This window comes from Reinekea forsetii (assembly GCF_002795845.1).
In the GTDB taxonomy this organism is placed as follows: domain Bacteria; phylum Pseudomonadota; class Gammaproteobacteria; order Pseudomonadales; family Natronospirillaceae; genus Reinekea; species Reinekea forsetii.
Map to the genome: position 1 here is coordinate 2,355,382 of NZ_CP011797.1, position 17,719 is coordinate 2,373,100.

The 17,719-nt window shown below is 55.0% G+C and carries 17 protein-coding genes; 5 read left to right on the top strand and 12 right to left on the bottom strand.

Translation table 11 applies throughout. The annotated features are described in order from the left end of the window. The first annotated feature begins 19 nt into the window (after positions 1-19). Positions 20-1,276 carry a tRNA-queuosine alpha-mannosyltransferase domain-containing protein gene (locus REIFOR_RS10870; RefSeq protein ID WP_100257584.1) on the top strand — a complete coding sequence of 419 codons (1,257 nt, stop codon included), beginning with the start codon at positions 20-22 and terminating at the stop codon, positions 1,274-1,276. 23 nt (positions 1,277-1,299) lie between these two features. Here the strand turns inward: REIFOR_RS10870 and pyrC are convergent, their stop codons facing one another. The 7 genes from pyrC to tcdA form a co-directional block, all read right to left on the bottom strand. Then, positions 1,300-2,334: a dihydroorotase gene (pyrC, locus tag REIFOR_RS10875; protein WP_100257585.1), complete on the bottom strand. Its 1,035-nt coding sequence runs from the start codon at positions 2,332-2,334 to the stop codon at positions 1,300-1,302. A gap of 43 nt (positions 2,335-2,377) precedes the next feature. After that, complete coding sequence (gene uvrB, locus REIFOR_RS10880; protein WP_100257586.1) at positions 2,378-4,402, bottom strand: excinuclease ABC subunit UvrB; 2,025 nt, start codon at positions 4,400-4,402, stop codon at positions 2,378-2,380. A 79-nt stretch (positions 4,403-4,481) separates the two neighbouring features. Then, positions 4,482-5,672, bottom strand: coding sequence for an amino acid aminotransferase (locus tag REIFOR_RS10885; protein WP_100257587.1), 1,191 nt, complete (start codon positions 5,670-5,672; stop codon positions 4,482-4,484). Between the two features lie 50 nt (positions 5,673-5,722). Continuing rightward, positions 5,723-6,544, bottom strand: a complete 822-nt coding sequence (locus tag REIFOR_RS10890; protein WP_100257588.1) for a pseudouridine synthase family protein — start codon at positions 6,542-6,544, stop codon at positions 5,723-5,725. A 13-nt stretch (positions 6,545-6,557) separates the two neighbouring features. Beyond that, positions 6,558-8,525, bottom strand: coding sequence for a TIGR03545 family protein (locus tag REIFOR_RS10895; protein WP_158524362.1), 1,968 nt, complete (start codon positions 8,523-8,525; stop codon positions 6,558-6,560). Between the two features lie 11 nt (positions 8,526-8,536). Beyond that, positions 8,537-9,043, bottom strand: coding sequence for a TIGR03546 family protein (locus REIFOR_RS10900; RefSeq protein WP_100257590.1), 507 nt, complete (start codon positions 9,041-9,043; stop codon positions 8,537-8,539). After that, positions 9,040-9,843, bottom strand: coding sequence for a tRNA cyclic N6-threonylcarbamoyladenosine(37) synthase TcdA (gene tcdA / locus REIFOR_RS10905; RefSeq protein WP_100257591.1), 804 nt, complete (start codon positions 9,841-9,843; stop codon positions 9,040-9,042). The genes REIFOR_RS10900 and tcdA overlap by 4 nt, the downstream gene beginning before the upstream one ends. Before the next feature lie 141 nt (positions 9,844-9,984). On the opposite strand from tcdA, the gene REIFOR_RS10910 reads away from it, so the two are divergent. The 4 genes from REIFOR_RS10910 to REIFOR_RS10925 all read left to right on the top strand — a co-directional run bounded on the left by REIFOR_RS10910 (position 9,985) and on the right by REIFOR_RS10925 (position 12,535). Continuing rightward, a complete protein-coding gene (locus tag REIFOR_RS10910) occupies positions 9,985-11,121 on the top strand; it encodes a MalY/PatB family protein (protein ID WP_158524363.1) in 1,137 nt (378 codons plus the stop codon). A gap of 98 nt (positions 11,122-11,219) precedes the next feature. Then, positions 11,220-11,465: a DUF3820 family protein gene (locus tag REIFOR_RS10915; protein WP_227003660.1), complete on the top strand. Its 246-nt coding sequence runs from the start codon at positions 11,220-11,222 to the stop codon at positions 11,463-11,465. Then, the gene (locus REIFOR_RS10920) at positions 11,462-12,160 is read left to right on the top strand and encodes a M48 family metallopeptidase (RefSeq protein ID WP_100257593.1); all 699 of its coding nucleotides are present in this window, start codon (positions 11,462-11,464) and stop codon (positions 12,158-12,160) included. The genes REIFOR_RS10915 and REIFOR_RS10920 overlap by 4 nt, the downstream gene beginning before the upstream one ends. 9 nt (positions 12,161-12,169) lie before the next feature. Beyond that, positions 12,170-12,535, top strand: coding sequence for a hypothetical protein (locus REIFOR_RS10925; protein WP_100257594.1), 366 nt, complete (start codon positions 12,170-12,172; stop codon positions 12,533-12,535). On the opposite strand, the gene REIFOR_RS10930 is transcribed toward REIFOR_RS10925, so the two are convergent. The 5 genes from REIFOR_RS10930 to lysS form a co-directional block, all read right to left on the bottom strand. After that, positions 12,532-13,887, bottom strand: coding sequence for an ATP-binding protein (locus REIFOR_RS10930; RefSeq protein ID WP_100257595.1), 1,356 nt, complete (start codon positions 13,885-13,887; stop codon positions 12,532-12,534). The two genes, REIFOR_RS10925 and REIFOR_RS10930, sit on opposite strands and share 4 nt — an antisense overlap. After that, positions 13,884-14,570 (bottom strand): response regulator transcription factor, encoded by a 687-nt coding sequence (locus REIFOR_RS10935; protein WP_100257596.1) that lies wholly within the window; start codon positions 14,568-14,570, stop codon positions 13,884-13,886. Before REIFOR_RS10935 ends, REIFOR_RS10930 begins: the two co-directional genes overlap by 4 nt. Then, positions 14,567-14,881 carry a PepSY domain-containing protein gene (locus REIFOR_RS10940; protein ID WP_145980286.1) on the bottom strand — a complete coding sequence of 105 codons (315 nt, stop codon included), beginning with the start codon at positions 14,879-14,881 and terminating at the stop codon, positions 14,567-14,569. Before REIFOR_RS10940 ends, REIFOR_RS10935 begins: the two co-directional genes overlap by 4 nt. A gap of 20 nt (positions 14,882-14,901) precedes the next feature. After that, complete coding sequence (locus REIFOR_RS10945; protein WP_100257598.1) at positions 14,902-15,504, bottom strand: glycine zipper 2TM domain-containing protein; 603 nt, start codon at positions 15,502-15,504, stop codon at positions 14,902-14,904. Positions 15,505-16,183: 679 nt separating this feature from the next. After that, complete coding sequence (lysS, locus tag REIFOR_RS10950) at positions 16,184-17,701, bottom strand: lysine--tRNA ligase (RefSeq protein WP_100257599.1); 1,518 nt, start codon at positions 17,699-17,701, stop codon at positions 16,184-16,186. Between the last annotated feature and the right edge of the window lie 18 nt (positions 17,702-17,719).

Below are 17,719 nucleotides of genomic sequence, written 5' to 3' on the forward strand. Positions count from 1 at the left end.
GCGATAAAGAGTAACAACAATGTTACCTAGGTGCGCTGGGTACCAGCGCCGCGATCGCCCACTGGACCCCAGTCGGGAGGCGCTCTATGATCGATCATTGCAGCACTATTTCATGGCCGATGCACAGCCCGGTCGCCTCAGTACGCTAAATGGGTTTATACCAATGACATCTGACCATCCTAAGGCCTTGCTGCTTTCCGGTTATCACGCGCTCAGTCAACAAGCATGGGCCGAGTTTTTAGTGCACAGTTGCACCCATTACCAATGGCAAACCATCGCCCTGCCCGCGCGTTTTTTTGCCTGGCGCATGCGCGGTGCGCCGCTGTCTCTCTCGGCCCAAAACGATCCCTTGTTACACCAACACTATCAACTCTTGGTAGCGACCTCATCGATAGATTTAGCTGTGGTGCAGAGTATTTACCCGACGTTACGCCAAGTGCCGAGCATACTGTATTTTCATGAAAATCAATTTGCCTACCCGACCGACAATCAACCCAAGGCGGTCATCGATTGGCAGATGGTCAACCTCTATGCCGCCCTGCGGGCCGATGCCTTGGTATTCAACAGCGACTATAATCGCCAGTCCTTTCTAAGCGGTGTGGCCGCCTTGATGAAAAAGCTGCCCGACCTGGTACCCCAACACCTCTGTACCGGCTTGGCGCACAAGGCCCAGGTTATGCCGGTGGCCATCGCCGCGCCGCGCCCTGGCCGGGCGCAAGAGCCAACCGGCGCGACGTGGCGCCTGCTGTGGAATCATCGTTGGGAATGGGACAAGGGTCCGGAACTGCTCTTGGCGATCGTGGCACAACTGGCGGCATGCAACTTTCCCTTTAAACTGATCTTAACCGGCCAGCAGTTTCGCACCATCCCTGCCGCCTTGCGCGAACTCTGTGCGCGCTTTCCAGATTATCTTGAGCAGTCTGGCTATATTGAATCGCGCGAGGATTATCGCGCGCTGTTGCAGCACTGCGATATCGTCTTATCGACGGCGATTCATGAATTTCAGGGTATCGCGATTATGGAGGCGGTCAGCCACGGTTGTGTCCCACTGCTACCAGATCGGTTGAGCTATCCGGAATTTTTTGCTCAGTCTTATCGCTATCAGCACAGTGATAGTATCGAGCAGCAGGCCGCCAGTGCGGTCAGCCGGCTCCAGGCCTGGCGCGCACAGGGCCTGCCGGAGGTGCCAGATTTGAGTGATTTTTATCAAGCCCGTTTGGTTGAGCCGTATCGGCAGTGTTTCTCTGCCGAACGCCTCGCCATTGCCTCGATCTAAACATTAAGCGCGTCGGTCAGGCTTTAGGCGAGACGCCAGCGCACAGCTTGACCGGCAAAGAAGGGCACCAAGGATTCGCCGTTCGACAAGGCAATGTCATCCGGCACCTGCCAACTGTCCTTGACCAGGCGAATGCTGTGGCGGTTGCGCGGCAGACCATAGAAGTCGGCACCGGAATGACTGGCAAAGGCTTCCAACTTGTCGAGTGCACCGAGATCCTCAAAGACTTGCGCATACAGCTCGATCGCACTCCACGCGCTGTAACAACCGGCGCAGCCACAGGCGTTTTCTTTTTTGGCTTTTTCGTGCGGTGCCGAGTCGGTGCCTAAAAAAATCTTCGCTGTGCCACTGGCGACGGCTGCCTGTAAGGCGCGTTGGTGAGTATTGCGTTTCAACACCGGCAGGCAAAAGTTGTGCGGGCGAATGCCCCCCACCAGCAAGTCATTGCGATTGAGCAGCAGGTGTTGCGGTGTCACGGTGGCGGCAACCCGATCGGACGCCTGGAGCACAAAGTCGACGGCATCGGAGGTGGTAATGTGCTCCAAAACCACCTTTAAGCCCGGGTTTCGATCGACAATCTGCGTTAGATGGGTGTCGATAAAGGCCTTTTCCCGATCAAAAATATCGATATGCGCCTGGGTGACCTCACCGTGCACCAAAAGCAGCATGCCTTGGGCCTGCATGGTCTCGAAAACCGGTTGCAGGGCCGCCACCGACTGCACCGCCGCCGAAGAGTTGGTGGTCGCGCCAGCCGGATAGAGCTTGGCCGCTACCACGCCCATGGCCTTAGCCTGAACAATATCATCTGGGGTCGTCTGATTGGTTAAGAACAGCGTCATCAGCGGCTCGAACGTGCTGCCCTCGGGCCGGGCGGCAAGGATGCGTGCGCGATAGGCCTGGGCCATCGCACCGGTGGTCACCGGTGGGACCAGGTTGGGCATCACCACGGCGCGCTGAAAACAACGGGCCGTCGCCGGTACCGTTTGCTGTAGCATCTGGCCATCGCGAAAATGCAAATGCCAGTCGTCTGGCGCTAATAAGCTAAGTTCTTCAGTCATCTTGGCTTCGTTTCCTGCCCTGAGGTTAGACACATGCCCACACTTAGCGGGCTTTTAACAATTCTTTAAGTTCTAAAAGCTGATCGCGCAAGGCCGCAGCCTGCTCGAATTTCAGATCGCGGGCCAGCTTATGCATCTGATCCTCGACCTTGGTCATCTCCTTGGACAACTCCGCCACGCTCATCTGCATCAGCGTCTTAGCGGCTGATTCGGAGATCGCTTCAACCTTATTCTTATTACGCGCCATCTTACCTTTGCGACCCGGCGCTTGCGGTGTGCCGTCGATCAACTCGATGACCGATTTCTGCAAAGCAGTGGGCGTAATGCCATGGGCCAGGTTGTGTGCCACCTGGGCATCACGGCGGCGATCGGTTTCGCCGATAGCGCGTTCCATGGAGCCGGTTATCCGATCGGCATAGAGGATGGCCTTACCATTGAGGTGGCGTGCGGCTCGCCCCATGGTTTGAATCAAGGCGCGATCGCTGCGCAAAAATCCCTCTTTATCGGCATCGAGAATGGCTACCAATGACACCTCGGGCATATCCAAACCTTCCCGTAATAGGTTGATGCCAACCAGCACATCGAATACCCCGAGGCGCAAATCACGGATAATCTCGACCCGCTCCACGGTATCGATATCCGAGTGCAAATAGCGCACCCGGATGCCGTTGTCTTGCAAATAATCGGTCAGGTCTTCGGCCATGCGTTTGGTTAGGGTGGTAATGAGTACCCGTTCCATCACGGCGGTGCGCAGACGAATTTCTTCGAGCACGTCATCGACCTGGTTGGTGGCCGGACGGATTTCAATGGCCGGATCGATCAAGCCGGTCGGTCGCACCAACTGCTCGGCCGTTTGTTGTGAGTGCTCGGCCTCATATTTGCCCGGCGTGGCCGAGACGAAGACCGCTTGCGGTGCGGCCCGTTCCCACTCTTCGAAGCGCATCGGCCGATTGTCGAGTGCCGAGGGCAAGCGGAAGCCATATTCAACCAGCGTCTCCTTGCGCGACCGATCGCCCTTATACATGGCTCCGATCTGAGAGATAGTGACATGGGACTCATCGACAAACATTAGCGAGTTTTTCGGGAAATATTCATACAGCGTCGGTGGTGCTTCACCGCTGGTGCGTCCGGATAGGTAACGAGAATAGTTTTCAATGCCGGTGCAAAAACCCAATTCGCGCATCATTTCCAGATCGTACCGAGTACGCTGCTCCAGGCGCTGCGCCTCGACCAATCGATTTTCCTGTTGAAGAACGGCCAGCCGTTCCTTGAGCTCAACCTCGATCGATTCGGCGGCATTGAGGATGGTTTGTTTCGGCGTGACATAGTGGGTTTTGGGATAGATGGTATAACGGGTAAGCTTTTGCAGCACTTCGCCGGTGAGCGGATCAAACAGACTCAGGGCTTCGATCTCCTCGTCGAATAACTCGATGCGGATGGCTTCCATTTCCGATTCGGCCGGATAGATATCGATGATATCGCCGCGCACTCGGTAGGTCCCGCGACCGAACTCTATGTCGTTACGGGCATATTGCAGCTCGGCCATGCGGCGCAGCAGGTCGCGTTGATTGACCGTATCACCACGGCGCAAATGCAGCACCATGGCCAAATAGCTCTCCGGTGACCCGAGACCATAGATGGCTGACACCGTGGCGACAATAATGGTGTCTTGGCGTTCCAATAACGCCTTGGTGGCCGACAGACGCATCTGCTCTATGTGTTCGTTAACCGATGAGTCTTTATCGATAAAGGTATCCGAGGACGGGACATAGGCTTCCGGCTGATAATAGTCATAATAGGATACGAAATATTCCACGGCATTATTGGGAAAAAACTCACGGAATTCGGAGTAGAGCTGGGCGGCAAGTGTCTTGTTATGGACCATAATGATGGTCGGGCGTTGCATCGCTTCGATCACCTTGGCCATGGTGAAGGTCTTACCCGACCCAGTCACGCCGAGCAATGTTTGCGCCGACAATCCAGCCTCGAGGCCTGAAATTAACGTGGCGATAGCGGTTGGCTGATCGCCTGCCGGCTCGTAGTTGGAGACGACCTTAAACGGCTTCATGAACGGTCCTATTAATAAAAAAGAGTTCGGGTTTATGCCCAAACTCTGAGGTCAAAAGTACTGCGCACTGTCGTTTAGCTTACAGAACCGTTGCGATGGCCCGGCAGACGCTATCAATATTCTTTGACGACAAGCCCGCTACGTTGATCCGACCAGTGCCGACCATATAGATGGCAAATTCCTCGCGCAGGCGGGTGACCTGCGCGGGCTTAAGGCCGGTGAAGGAAAACATACCTTTTTGCGTAGTGATAAAACTGAAATCCCGATCAACCCCTAAGGCATGGAGTTTTTCGACCAATAACAAACGCAGCGTCCAAATATGCTCACGCATTTCTCGGACCTCATCGATCCACTGCTGCTTCAAGACCGGATCGGCCAGCACGGCGGCGACAATCTTGGCGCCATGTGCGGGCGGATTCGAGTAGTTGGAGCGGATAATACTCTTGACCTGACTGAACGCGTCATCGGCCACAGTGCGATTGGAGGCAACCAGAGTAAAGGCCCCGACACGCTCATTATAGAGGCCAAAGTTTTTCGAAAAGGAACTCGCCACCAATAGCTCGGGCACCTTCTCGGCAAAGATACGCAAACCAGCAGCATCTTCATCAACGCCGACCGCAAAACCCTGGTAAGCAAAATCAAACAAGACGATAAAACCGACTTTTTCGGCCAAGCTCGCCAGCTGCTGCCATTGCTCAACGGTCGGATCGATTCCCGTGGGATTGTGGCAACAGCCATGGAATACGACGACGTCGTTGCTTCGGACCTGTTGCAGATCTTCGAGCATGCCGGCAAAGTCGAGACTCTGGGTCTCGGCATCGTAATAACGGTAGCTCTTAACGCTTAGATTGGCACTGGCGAAGATACTGTTGTGGTTGCCCCAGGTCGGGTTACTGACCCAGATCGTTTCGACATCAAGCTGGCGCGCGACAAAATCGGCGGCCACCCGCAATGCCCCGGTTCCGCCCGGGGTCTGGGCCGTTCGCGCCAGTTGATTGCTGATAATATTGTGCTCTGGAGCAAAGAGCAGCAGCTGCACCTGACGGCCATATTCAGCATCGCCACTGATCGCCAAGTAACTCTTAGTGGTTTCACTGTCCAACAACCGCTGCTCGGCTATTTTGACCGTTTTAAGAATGGGTGTCAGACCGTCTTCATTTCTAAACACGCCCACCCCTAGATTGACTTTCTCGGGTCGGGGGTCGGCATTAAAGGTGTCGGTCAACCCCAAAATAGGATCGGCTGGTGCTTTTGAGACTCGTTCAAACATGACATAACCCTACTGTTGTCGGTATTCTTGACGATGGAATGGCGAAGGCGTTACTTCACCAGTGTAAAATATCGATTCTGCCCGCTCACGGGACAATCGAAAGACAATTCTATCGCCCGCAGGCGCAATCCCATAGCATCTTCATCCGCGCTGCCGTAAACCTCATCACCCACTATAGGGTGCCCCTGGCCGGCCAAATGGCGCCGTGCCTGCTCTGGACGGCCGGTGACTAACCAGATATCGATCACACTGCGGTCGGGCCGGGCATCATAACGGATTTTACGGATTCGCGTTTGCGCCGGCTGATTGTCAAGCGGCGCTACTATAGCCAATTCCTCCGGTGTCTCGCCACCTACATCGGCGCGATAATGCACCATGGCATTATGAAAACCGTCGGGATCGAAGGTTTCCGAAAACGCCAAGGCGGCTTTACGGGTATGGGCCAAGACCACCAGCCCGGTGCTCTGATAGTCGATGGCGCTGATCCAAAAGTTTTCTCGTACCGGTTTGAACTGAAAATCCAAGGCGCGACAAAACGAGTTGGTGTCGCCGAAATCGGTGCCATCAAGCGTCATGCCCGCCGGTTTATTCCACACCGAATATTGGCCCGCATCGTGGAGCAATTCCGGGATGATCGGTTTGGCCGTCAGGATCGCTTCATCGTAAAAGATCTCAATTTGCTCGCCAACAAAAATATCGGTCATGGCCCGGCGAATTCTCTGTCGATCGCCCGCCAAATTGACCCGCCAAACGCCACCCTTGTTCATCAGGTCCTTGAGCCGAGTTTTGGACAAGTTCACATTCGAGAGTAAAAAATCGATCGCGATTTGCGGATCGCCCGCTTCGACTTCCAGAACTGCATCAATTTCCATTTTTTTGAACGCCTTAAAATTTAATTTTATTGGTCAGTTTGTTGGCTTCATTCTTGAGTTTTTTGGCCACGGCTTCTGTAGCCTCGGCCTCAGCCCGGCTTTTCTCCACCTCGGCCGCCTGTTGCGCGGCATCCAACTCGGCCTGCACTTGCGCCTGCATGGCCGCCGCTTCGGCCTGGGCCTTTGCCTTGACGGCCTTGACCGCATCACTGGCCGCGCGCTCGAGGCGCTGTTGTTCATTACTGAGTTTTTCGTCCAGCGAGCGAACTTCTGCGGCCACTTGCTGTTCAAAGTTGTTGATCTGTTGTTCTGCCGCAGCACGCTTATCGGTTAGCTGGGCAAAGGCGGCATCAGCAGGTTGGCGTAAGAGCGCGACTTGACTCGCCAAGGCGCCCTTCATCGCCGCCGACCAGGCCTGATATTCCGCCTGGGCGACAACGCGCAATGCCGCACTGAGCTGGGTATCTAAGTCAGAGGCGACCGCTATGCTCGGCTTCTGCAGGGTACCACTGAGTTTGAGGTCGACGCGAAAATCATCGACGGTTTTTAATGCCGCGTGCAGATACGCAGCGGCCTGCCCTGGCTCGACAACGCTAAATCGGTTGTGTGGGAAGCGCACTGACACCAGTCCACTGAGGCGGCCATCGACTGCTTTGATCTGGCCGCTGATATTGGCCGGTTCCGGCGTCCAGGATAGATTCGTACCGGCCATGCTGATCTGCCGCGCGGCGAACACCAGGCCGGCACCCTCTAGGTCAAAGGTATCGACCCGTTGGTCATCGATTAGATCCATTTGTCCCGTGACCCGCAAGTTGGCCGCCTTGGGATCGCCCCCGAGTAGCTGAATATGGACCGGTTCGGTCGCATTGGTGCGACCAGACGCCAGGTCGGTGAGCTGCAACTGCCAAGGCCATTGGTCGACTGCAAAGGACAATAGGCTTTTATCCAACTGAAAGCGTGCGCTCGGGTCGGGGTGCTCAAAGCGTACAATTTGGTTGGCGAGCCGCTCAACGGGATCCGCTTGCGGGTCCGCTTCGGACTGCAACCGGACGATCCAAGGCTTGGCTTTGGCCAGCCAATATTGGGCCTGATTGATCTTGCTGAAAAACGCCTCGCCCAGCAACAGCTCGGCGACCTTATAGGCGCTGTTGGCGTTGAAGGGGTAATCGGCCTGCAAGCGCGCCCAATCCGCCGCCGGCCCGGCTGAAATAGCCTTTAGGGCCGCTTTACCGTCGCTAACGGCGTTGTTCATTGACGCTTTAAGGGTTTCGATGCGCAGCTTGTCTTGGGCCATATCGGTGCTCAGCGCACGGATGATAGCCTGCGATGCTTTAACCTCGGCGATGGAATCCAATGGCATGGCTTTTAAGGCGGCGATGCGCTGCTGATATTGGCTCAAGGCTGCCTCACCGGGTAGATCGCTGACCGACGCCTCAAGCGTTGCTTGCCCTCCTGTTAAGGTACTCAAGGCGTGGGCAACCGCATCCTGAGTGGCGCGGGTTTGCTCACCCGCCAGAGTCGAGGGACTCGGTAGGCCCTTGCCAAGCGCGCTGGCTTTGCGTTGCGCGGCCTGGGCTAGGCCATTTGATTCGCCGCCGGGCAATGCACTGGCGACCGGCGCCAATAGAGCCGGGCGGGCGCGCGGCACGTTGGTCTGAACATCGCTGACCACTAGGTCCTTGATGCGCACATTGCCGAGGAATAGCTGCAGGAAATTAATTTCAACCTTAACCTGCGACAACACCAAGGCGTTATACCCTAGGCTGTCCGGATCGGCGATTTCGATGCCCTCGAGGTTGAAACCTAAGGGACTGAGCGTGAAGTCGACCTGAGCCACATTGACTTCGGCGCCGTTGAGTTTCAGGCCCGCCGACTCGATGGCCGATTTTAACCAACCGTCGAGAAACACCATCCCGAGCAGCATCAATAGCCCGGTAAAGACGATAAAGCCGATGGAACCGCTCCAACGAAAAACCTTCATCACACGCATCCTTAGTCGTTAACTCGTGCATAGAGTTGGTACCAACGAGATCCCTTGAGCAACTGCACGAGCTTGAGCTTATTGAGCCACGGCATGAGCGACGCTCGGTAGCGAGTAATCGCCCAACGCAGCAACAGCATGGTCGGCGCAAAGGCTAACAGCGTGACGATCAGACTGCCCAGAGTGATGGACCGGTTGAAATGCAGCACCTGCCAAATATCCTGTTGGTAGAGGTTGGTCCAAAACCCATTGAGGCTGGCCTGGGTCAACCAGTAGAGGCCGATCTGGTGAAACCAAGGATCGAGTAGATAGGCCAACCCGGTGAATAGGGCCCAAAACAGAAAGAAGCTGGCCAAGTGAACGCGCAACACAAAAGCCAGGAGGAGGATAACTAAGTTGTGTACCGACCAGAGGGGCGTCAAACCGATGACCATCGCTAGGGCGCCAGCCAGGGCAATTTGCCAGGGGCCGATGTCCGAGTTCAGTGCTTTAATAAGCTTCAATATCATGCTGATCATAGTCCGCCACCTGTGCTTTGGGTCGGTTTACTGCGTAGGGTCTTATTGATGATATGGGCGGCAGCGGTCAGGCCGAAACTGGCCGTGACCATCATCGAGGCGCCAAATCCCGTGGCACAATCGAGTCGGACACTGGTGCCGCTGGGCGGCTTGGTGGCGCAGACGGAACCATCTGCCTGAGGGTAGACCAGCTGCTCACTTGAGAACACGCAGTCGACGCCAAACTTGCCCTTCTCAGCACTGGGGAAGCCATACTCGCGCCGCAACACCGAACGGGTTTTGGCAGCCAGCGGATCGTGTACGGTCCGGCTCAAGTCGCTGACCTGAATCTGGGTCGGATCGGTTTGCCCACCGGCGCCGCCGGTACTGACCAAACGAATCTTGTGCCGGCGGCAATGGGCAATCAAGGCCGCCTTGGCCTTGATGCTGTCAATCGCATCGATAACGCCATCGACATCGTCCGATATCAGCGTCGCAAGATTGGCGGGGGTAATAAAGTCCGCCACCGGCGTCACGCGACAGTCGGGGTTAATCAAACGTAACCGCTCGGCCATGGCCTCAACCTTGAGCTGACCGACCGTATCGCTTAGGGCGTGGACTTGCCGATTGATATTGGACACGCAAATATCATCCAGATCGATAAGCGTAATATGCCCCACCGCGGTGCGCGCCAGGGCTTCGGCAGCCCAACTGCCGACCCCGCCAATGCCGATTACGACGAAGTGGCTCGCAGCCAGTCGTTCGGTGGCGGCCCGACCATAGAGTCGTGCGGTCCCGCCAAATCGTTCCGATACATTCATTTAAAAGGGCTTCCAGAGCGCAAACTAAAACAACAATGGCTTAAGTATAACAGGACGGAATTTTTCCCGTAGTGGCATTTTTTACTAATTGTGCGCAGAATGCCTGCTAAATTCAAAAGTTACCGCAGCTGGAGCAGTCTTATGTTTGGACCGGTGGATCGAGCAGGCACCCATGCCTATAAGTGGGAGCGCGATAAGGGCAAAAATCTGATTCCCCTGTGGGTCGCCGATATGGACCTGGCCAGTCCGCAAGCCATTGTCGACGCGTTAAGCGAGCGGGCTCGCCATCCAATCTACGGCTACACCCATCCCTGGCCCTCACTAAACCAATCGGTCGTTGACTGGTGCCAACAAGAATATCACTGGGCCATTGAGGCCAATTGGATCGTCTGGATGCCCGGCGTGGTACCGAGCTTTAACCTAGCCTGCGATCTGCTAGCCAAAGGTGGGCGAGTTCTGGTGCAAACACCAAACTATCCGCCGATGCTCCAGGCTGCAGAACGCCAAGGCGGCCAAACCGTCACCTTGCCGGTGCATTGGCATAACGACGGCTGGCAACTCGATTGGACCCAACTCGAAGCGGAAATGGCGCACCCGGATTGCCATCTGTTTATGCTCTGTAATCCGATGAATCCCAATGGCGCGGTGCTGAGCGCCCTGGATCTGGCTAAAATTTCGGCCTTATGCCAACAGTACGATGTGCTGGTGTGCAGCGATGAAATACATTGCGACCTGATCCTCGATCCCGTGCAACACCATCCGGCCGGCTCCATTGCGGGTTTGGAAGACATCAGCATCACCCTGATGGCGGCGAGCAAAACCTTCAATGTTGCGGGTTTAGGCTGCTCCTTTGCGATTATTGCCAACCCCCGGTTACGCGCCGACTGGCAGCAGCGCATGGCCGATTTGGTGCCCTACCCTAATTTCATGGGCATGATCGCCGCCGAAGCCGCTTTTAGCAGCTGCAAGGGCTGGCACACTCAATTGCTCAGCCATTTGAAAGGCAATCGGGATTTGATCGATAGCCGTATCAATCGCCTCGAGGGTTTAGTTTATCGGCCCCAGCCGGCAACTTTCTTGGCCTGGATCGAGAGCACTCAACCGGGCCTGGCACTCGATGAGCACTTTATCAAAGCCGGCCTAATGCCCAGTGAAGGCAAGTTTTTTGGCCAGGCAGACAATTCGCGGCTCAATTTCGGTACCGACCGGGCCACGCTGGAACGCGCAATGCAGCTGTTTTCCGACTATTGGCAGCAAAATAGGCCCTGGGAATCTTGACGCCTTAGTCCGGCCATGAAAAAAGGTGGCTGGCCCCTTGGGCCTGTTTTCTGCCAAAATAGGCCCATTCCCTCTTATCAGTAGACGCATAGATTGCCATGACCCTGGAACCTGAAAGCCTTATCGAACTTGCCAACACCACCATGCCCTTTGGTAAATATGCCGGTCGGCGCCTGATTCAGCTGCCCGAGGCCTATTTACTCTGGTTTGCCAATCAGGGTTTTCCCGACAACCGGTTGGGCAAGTTGATGGCCCTGGCGCTGTTGATTAAAACAGAGGGGCTCGAAGCCTTACTGACCCCCTTGACCAAACCACTCATGCCCAAGTCCGATCTGATCCAATGACGGAAGCGCTTTTTTGGCAACAACGACCCGTCAAGCTGACCTACAGTCAACGTAAAACCATTGCCTTACACGTCAAAGATAACCAAATCGAAATTCGCGCGCCGTGGCGCACACCGCACCTTTTTGTCCAAGACTTCCTTGCGACCAAGACTCTCTGGCTGGAGAAGACCTTGGCGCAGCAAGAACTGCAGCTGCGCCAGCAGGTCGATTATCGCCAGGCCAGTCAGATCCCCTTTATGGGTTTTAACGTGCAATTGATTCGCACCGACGCGGTCAGCGCAAGTTGGCAACTTGATGAAGCCGGTCTAAGATGTAATGTACCAAGTACATCGGATAACGCGCTATTGCCCCTACTCAATGACTTTTACCAGCAACAGGCAAAGTTCTGGCTGGTTAAGAAAACCCATCAAATAGCCGATCAGCTCGGCCTGCGTGCGCGCTTGGCTGATATCGGTTTGCGCAAGACCAAGACCAAGTGGGGCCACTGCACTAACCAGGGGCGGATTCAATATAACTGGCAAATTATGATGGCGCCGGAATCGGTGATTGATTACCTGGTCGCACACGAGGTATGCCATCTAGAGCACCTGAATCATTCCAGCGCCTTTTGGCAATTGGTACACCGGGCCCACCCAAACTACGTCCAAGACCGCCGCTGGCTGCGCGACAATGGCCATCGATTACGCGTGGTATAAGGAGCATTTATGTTGGATCGGCGCCGTCGACGTACCGACTATCTGGAAGTTCTGTTACGCACTGCTGCGTCATTGGGCTGGCTGGCGATATTTGGCCTGCAAATTTTATTCTGGGTCGCGGCACCGGAGCTCGATACCGGTATCGTGCGCTATCATGGCATCGAAATTCGCCATCATTGGCAGGCCCAATGGGTCCAGTGGCTGCCCTTATCGTTGGCCGCCTGCACCCTATTCACCCTATTGGCTCTGGGCGTCCGGCCGTTCCGTTCGCGCCGGCGAAGCGATCCGAAGCGAGTGCATCTGGTGATCCTACTCGGCTTAACAGTGATCGGCTATGCGGTCTATTGGATGCAAATACTCGGCAACACGGCCTAACGGGCAATCGGCAACGCCATGCTAAAGCGGGCCCCGCCTAAGGGACCGTTGCCAATCTGCAACTCCACCCTATAGCTGGCGAGTATATCGTTGACCATGGCCAAACCGATACCATGCCCGGGCTGAATGGTGTCGAGGCGCTTACCCCGTGTCAGCACCTCGACACGAGCCAGCTCGGACAGACCCGGGCCATCATCATCAACATGGACTAGCACCACGCTCTGGGTGTCCGGTCGCTGTTCATAGCTCACACCGATCACTGAGCGGCCATATTTAAAACCGTTTTCAATCAGATTGCCCAATACTTCTAAAACATCGTTACTGTCCATGGCGACAAACAGGGTTCGGTCCAGTTCCGGTATATCCAAGACCTTGTCTTCGCTCCGATAAGCCTTTTCCAGTGCACTTGCCAGGCGCACAACGACGCCATGCAGGTCGCAGCGCTGGCCTAACACAGGACCGCTGCGGGCATCGGTGACCGCCCGTTGCAATTGGTAGCGGACTATTTGGTCCATTCGATCGACCTGTTCATTGAGACTGCTTTGCTCCCCGGCGGACAGGGTACGGATCACGCTCAAGGGCGTTTTTAAACTGTGGGCCAGATCGGCCATGGCCTTGCGATAGCGTTCGCGCTGGTGTTGCTCGGCTTTAAGCAATTGATTCAGACTGTCGGTCAAGGGGGTGAGTTCGGTAGGGTAACGGCCAACCAATTGATCGGCATCCCCGCTACGAATTCGATTTAGATGCAGCGCCAGTTGCCGCAGCGGCTTCAGGCCCCAGGCGGTAACCAGAAACATTAGCGCCAGCAAGGCCACGGAGGCGGCACCGAGGCCGCCCCATAGTTGCCGCCTAAAGGTTTGGATCGAGCGATTATAGGGCCCGGCGTCCTCCAAGACCCAAAACTCGAAATAACGATCCTGCCCGGTAGCATCCTCCCAAACAAAGCCATTGCGCTGGTAAACATAGCCGCCATAAGCGCCGAATTCTTCACCGCCGGGGACCAGGCTGGGTTTGGCCCGCAACCACGCCAGCTCGCTAAACCATTCGCTCGATTGACTTTCCCAGGCGGATTGACGATTGGCATCAAGGACAATGCCGATTAGACCGGATTCAGGCGCATTAAAGCGTTCCTCCCGCAAGATGGCTGGCAGCGATAGGGTAATGTCATCGAGTTCGGCAAGCGAAAGCAGATTAAACACGCGAATAAACAAGCGCTCGCTCTGCCCGGCGAGCTGACTGTTGACGAAGGCACGATCGAGCGCCAAACCGGTCAAGCCGAGAAAAAAGCTCATCAGCAGTGCGGCCGAGATAAGCAGCCGACGGGTCAGGGAAAAGGATCCCGCCGCTGTCACTGGGATAGAACACCTGCCATATTAAATCGGTAACCCAAGCCACGCTGGGTCAGGATCGGATTTCGCACACCCTCCGGGTCGAGCTTTTTTCGCAAGCGACGAATAAAGACTTCAATTACATTGCTGTCCCGGTCGTAATCCTGAGCATACAGATGGGCGGTTAATTCCGTTTTTGAGACGACCTTGTCCTTGTGAGTCATCAAGTATTCCAAGGTATTGTATTCATAGCTGGTCAACTCAATGGCGTCACCAGCCACGCAGACGCGCTTTGCGGCCGTATCGAGCTGATAGATGCCCAGCTCTAGGGTGGCGCTCGCCATCCCCACACTGCGCCGTAATAGCGCCTTAACGCGGGCCAGTAATTCGTCAAACACAAAGGGCTTGGCGAGATAGTCATCGGCGCCACTTTCCAGGCCATCGACCTTGTCTTTCCAGTGACCCCGAGCGGTTAAGACGATAATGGGGAAGGTCTGGCCAAAGCGCCGTAACGCCCGGATAAGATCCAGGCCGTCCATCTCCGGCAGACCCAAGTCGATAATCGCTAAATCATATTCGGTTTCTTGACCTAAAAACAGGCCCTCCTTGCCGTTCATGCAGATATCGACGGCAAAGCCTTCCTTGCGGAACCCGGCGCGCAGATGCTCGACCAGGCCTTGCTCATCTTCGATGATCAGCAGCCTCATGATAATGCCTCCAATTCCTTAGCATCTAACGGCATACCCGTCTCTGGGTTGACGTCGACTGTCTTGATGCGCCCACCGGGGATCAGCACCCGGAGCTGATAGAACCAGCTATTGCCGCTGCGCTGGATGATCTCGACCTTGGCCACTCGGCCCTGGTATAGGCATTCTATGGCCTTAACAATCGATTTTTCGGTGCTCAAGGGCAGTTTCTCACCGGTGCAAGGATGTAGACCCTGGCGCGCGGGGTCGTCAGCAGACGCCATCAGCGCCAAACCCATCGAAAAAAGTAACCCTGCTATTATCTTTATCATCTCGCCCTCAACGCTTCGATTTACCGCAAAGTGGGCTGCACCTCCACTCTTAACTCAACGTAGCGGCCGGGATGCTGCGCAGTGCGCATCAAAAACTCCCGGCCATTGTAGCGATAGAGCACCTCATAACCGATCAACTCGCGCTGCTCGGTACGATAAGTGGTATCGCAATATTCTTCAACTCGATACTGCACCGTGCCACCCCGGTTACGATCGATCTCACTGCCTAACACGCTGCCGATCACGCCACCGGCGAGGGCGCCCACTAGGGTCGATTCGGGCGAACGACCGGCGTTTGAGCCAACCTGTGCGCCAATGGCGCCTCCTATTATGGCTCCAGCTGTACCCCCATTCCGGCCTTCTCGATAGACCTCCACTTCCCGAATACGGCAGTTTTCAGTCAGGGTCGTGCGTCGATCCTCACCGCGGGAGCGATAATACCAAGTGCTTTCATAGATCGGTGTGGCACTGACCACTCGGCCTTCAACGTAAAAGATCTCGCTGGTGGCATCGATATAATCGACTGATCGGCTGGTTGTATAGGTTGCCCGGTTCTCGGCTTGCGCGCTAATGGTTACTAAGCCAAGGAGTCCGCTGGCAATTATAACTGGCAGTATCTTCATAGGTCATTCCTAGCGGTTAAATATGATTTCCACCTCATGATAGGGGCACCGCATGAACCAAAGCTGAACAGTCATTTGGCTGAGGTAGGATACCCGAAAGAGCTGAAATCAGACACCGATTAACGCCTATTGGGCTTGACATGGGTTCGAAATAAAGGCTGTAGTAGACAACTTAGAAAGATGCAAATAGTGGGATCCAAACTTACTAATAGGCTTCCGCCGCACCCCGTCTAGCTCTGCGGCGGGTGTCCACAATTTCTGTGGATAACTGTGTGGACAACCGCCGTATGGGGGTACCAAAGGGCCTATCTTTAACGCTACGGCAGAATTGATCATTTTTTGATCAAAAATGATAAATCCTATATTTATCAGTTACTTAGAGATTTTTTTAGCAATAGTTTATTACCAGATTTGTGAGCTGCGTCACTTTTAACCAGGATCTAAGGGTCTTAGACTGCTTGGGGATAGTTGTTACAGGCTTTGAACCTCGACTGCAACCGGAAGACGCTATTAATTTGTGGTTTTTTGAATTATTTTCGGATCCTAGGGTCGGATTTCACGCACAAAAAAAGCGCATAAATGCGCTTTTTTGGGGCAAGCAATGCGTTACCTCTCAGCCAAGACTATAGGGTAGGCCAATTCTAACGCTTAGCCTGCCTTGTTAGTCCTGAGACGGACCCTAGTCAACCTGCTTGGGCTTCATATGAGGAAACAGGATGACATCCTTGATCGAGGGTGAATTGGTCAGGAACATAACCAGTCGATCGATACCGATGCCCTCTCCGGCTGTGGGCGGCAAACCGTATTCCAGCGCCGTAATGTAGTCGGCATCGTAGAACATCGCTTCATCGTCACCGGCTTCTTTCTCGGCCACCTGGGCTTGAAAACGCATAGCCTGATCGATTGGGTCGTTCAGCTCGGAGAAGCCATTGGCAATTTCTCGGCCACCGATAAAAAATTCAAAGCGATCGGTTATCTCCGGATCCAGGTCGTTGCGGCGCGCCAAGGGGGATATTTCGGCGGGATACTCGGTGATAAAGACCGGCCCGGTGAGCTTGGCCTCGACTGTTTCCTCAAAAATCTCGGTTTGCACCTTGCCCAAGCCCCAATGATCTTTGACCCGGATGCCCAAGCCCTCGGCCACTTCGCTGGCACCGGCTAACGAACGGATCTGTTCGGCGCGGATGTCGGGATTGTAGTGCAGAATGGATGCAAACATGGAGATGCGTTCAAACGGCAGGGCAAAGTTGTAGTCTTGGCCCTGATAATGAATGTCTGTGCTGCCGAGCACCTCGAGCGCGACGGTGCGCAGCATCTCTTCGGTGGTATCCATCAGATCGTTGACATCGGCATAGGCCTGGTACCATTCCAACATGGTGAATTCAGGGTTATGGCGCGCCGAGACTCCTTCATTCCGGTACGAACGGTTGAGTTCGAAGACCCGTTCAAAGCCACCCACCACGAGACGTTTGAGATAGAGCTCCGGTGCGATTCGCAGATACAGATCACGGTCCATGGCGTTGTGATGGGTGATAAAGGGCCGTGCCGTCGCGCCGCCCGGGATCACCTGCAGCATCGGCGTCTCCACTTCCATAAAGTCACGTTCACTCAGATAGCGGCGGATGACGTTAATGACCTTGGAGCGGGTTTCAAACACGCTGCGGGTATCTTCATTGATAATTAGATCGACATAACGCTGACGGTATTTCGCTTCCTGATCGGCCAAACCATGAAACTTATCAGGCAAGGGGCGCAAGGATTTGGTCAGAATGCGAAAATCGGCGAGGTTTTCGACATTGACGTAGAGCTCACCCTTACCCGACTTAGCCAGGATTCCGGTGACGCCGACTATATCGCCGATATCGAGCAGTTTCCAATCGTCACTGTCCTTTTGCAGGGCCTTACCGACATAGGACTGAATGGTGCCGGTGACATCCAAGATGCCGACGAAGGGTCCGCCACGGCGCATAACCCGGCCCGCCACCGCGACCGGAATTTGCTGCTCGAGCAGGGTTTCCTTATCCAGCTCGCCATAGGCGGCTTGTAGGTCACCGGCCTTATTTTTACGCCGAAAGTCGTTTGGAAAGGCAATGCCGCGCTTATCTTGCAGTTCGGCTAACTTCTGTTTGCGCTCCGCAATAATGTGGTTTTCTTCGGGCACTTTGGCCGGGTTGTTTTCTGTTGCGTTGTCGCTCATCTCGTTTTCCTAAGCTGT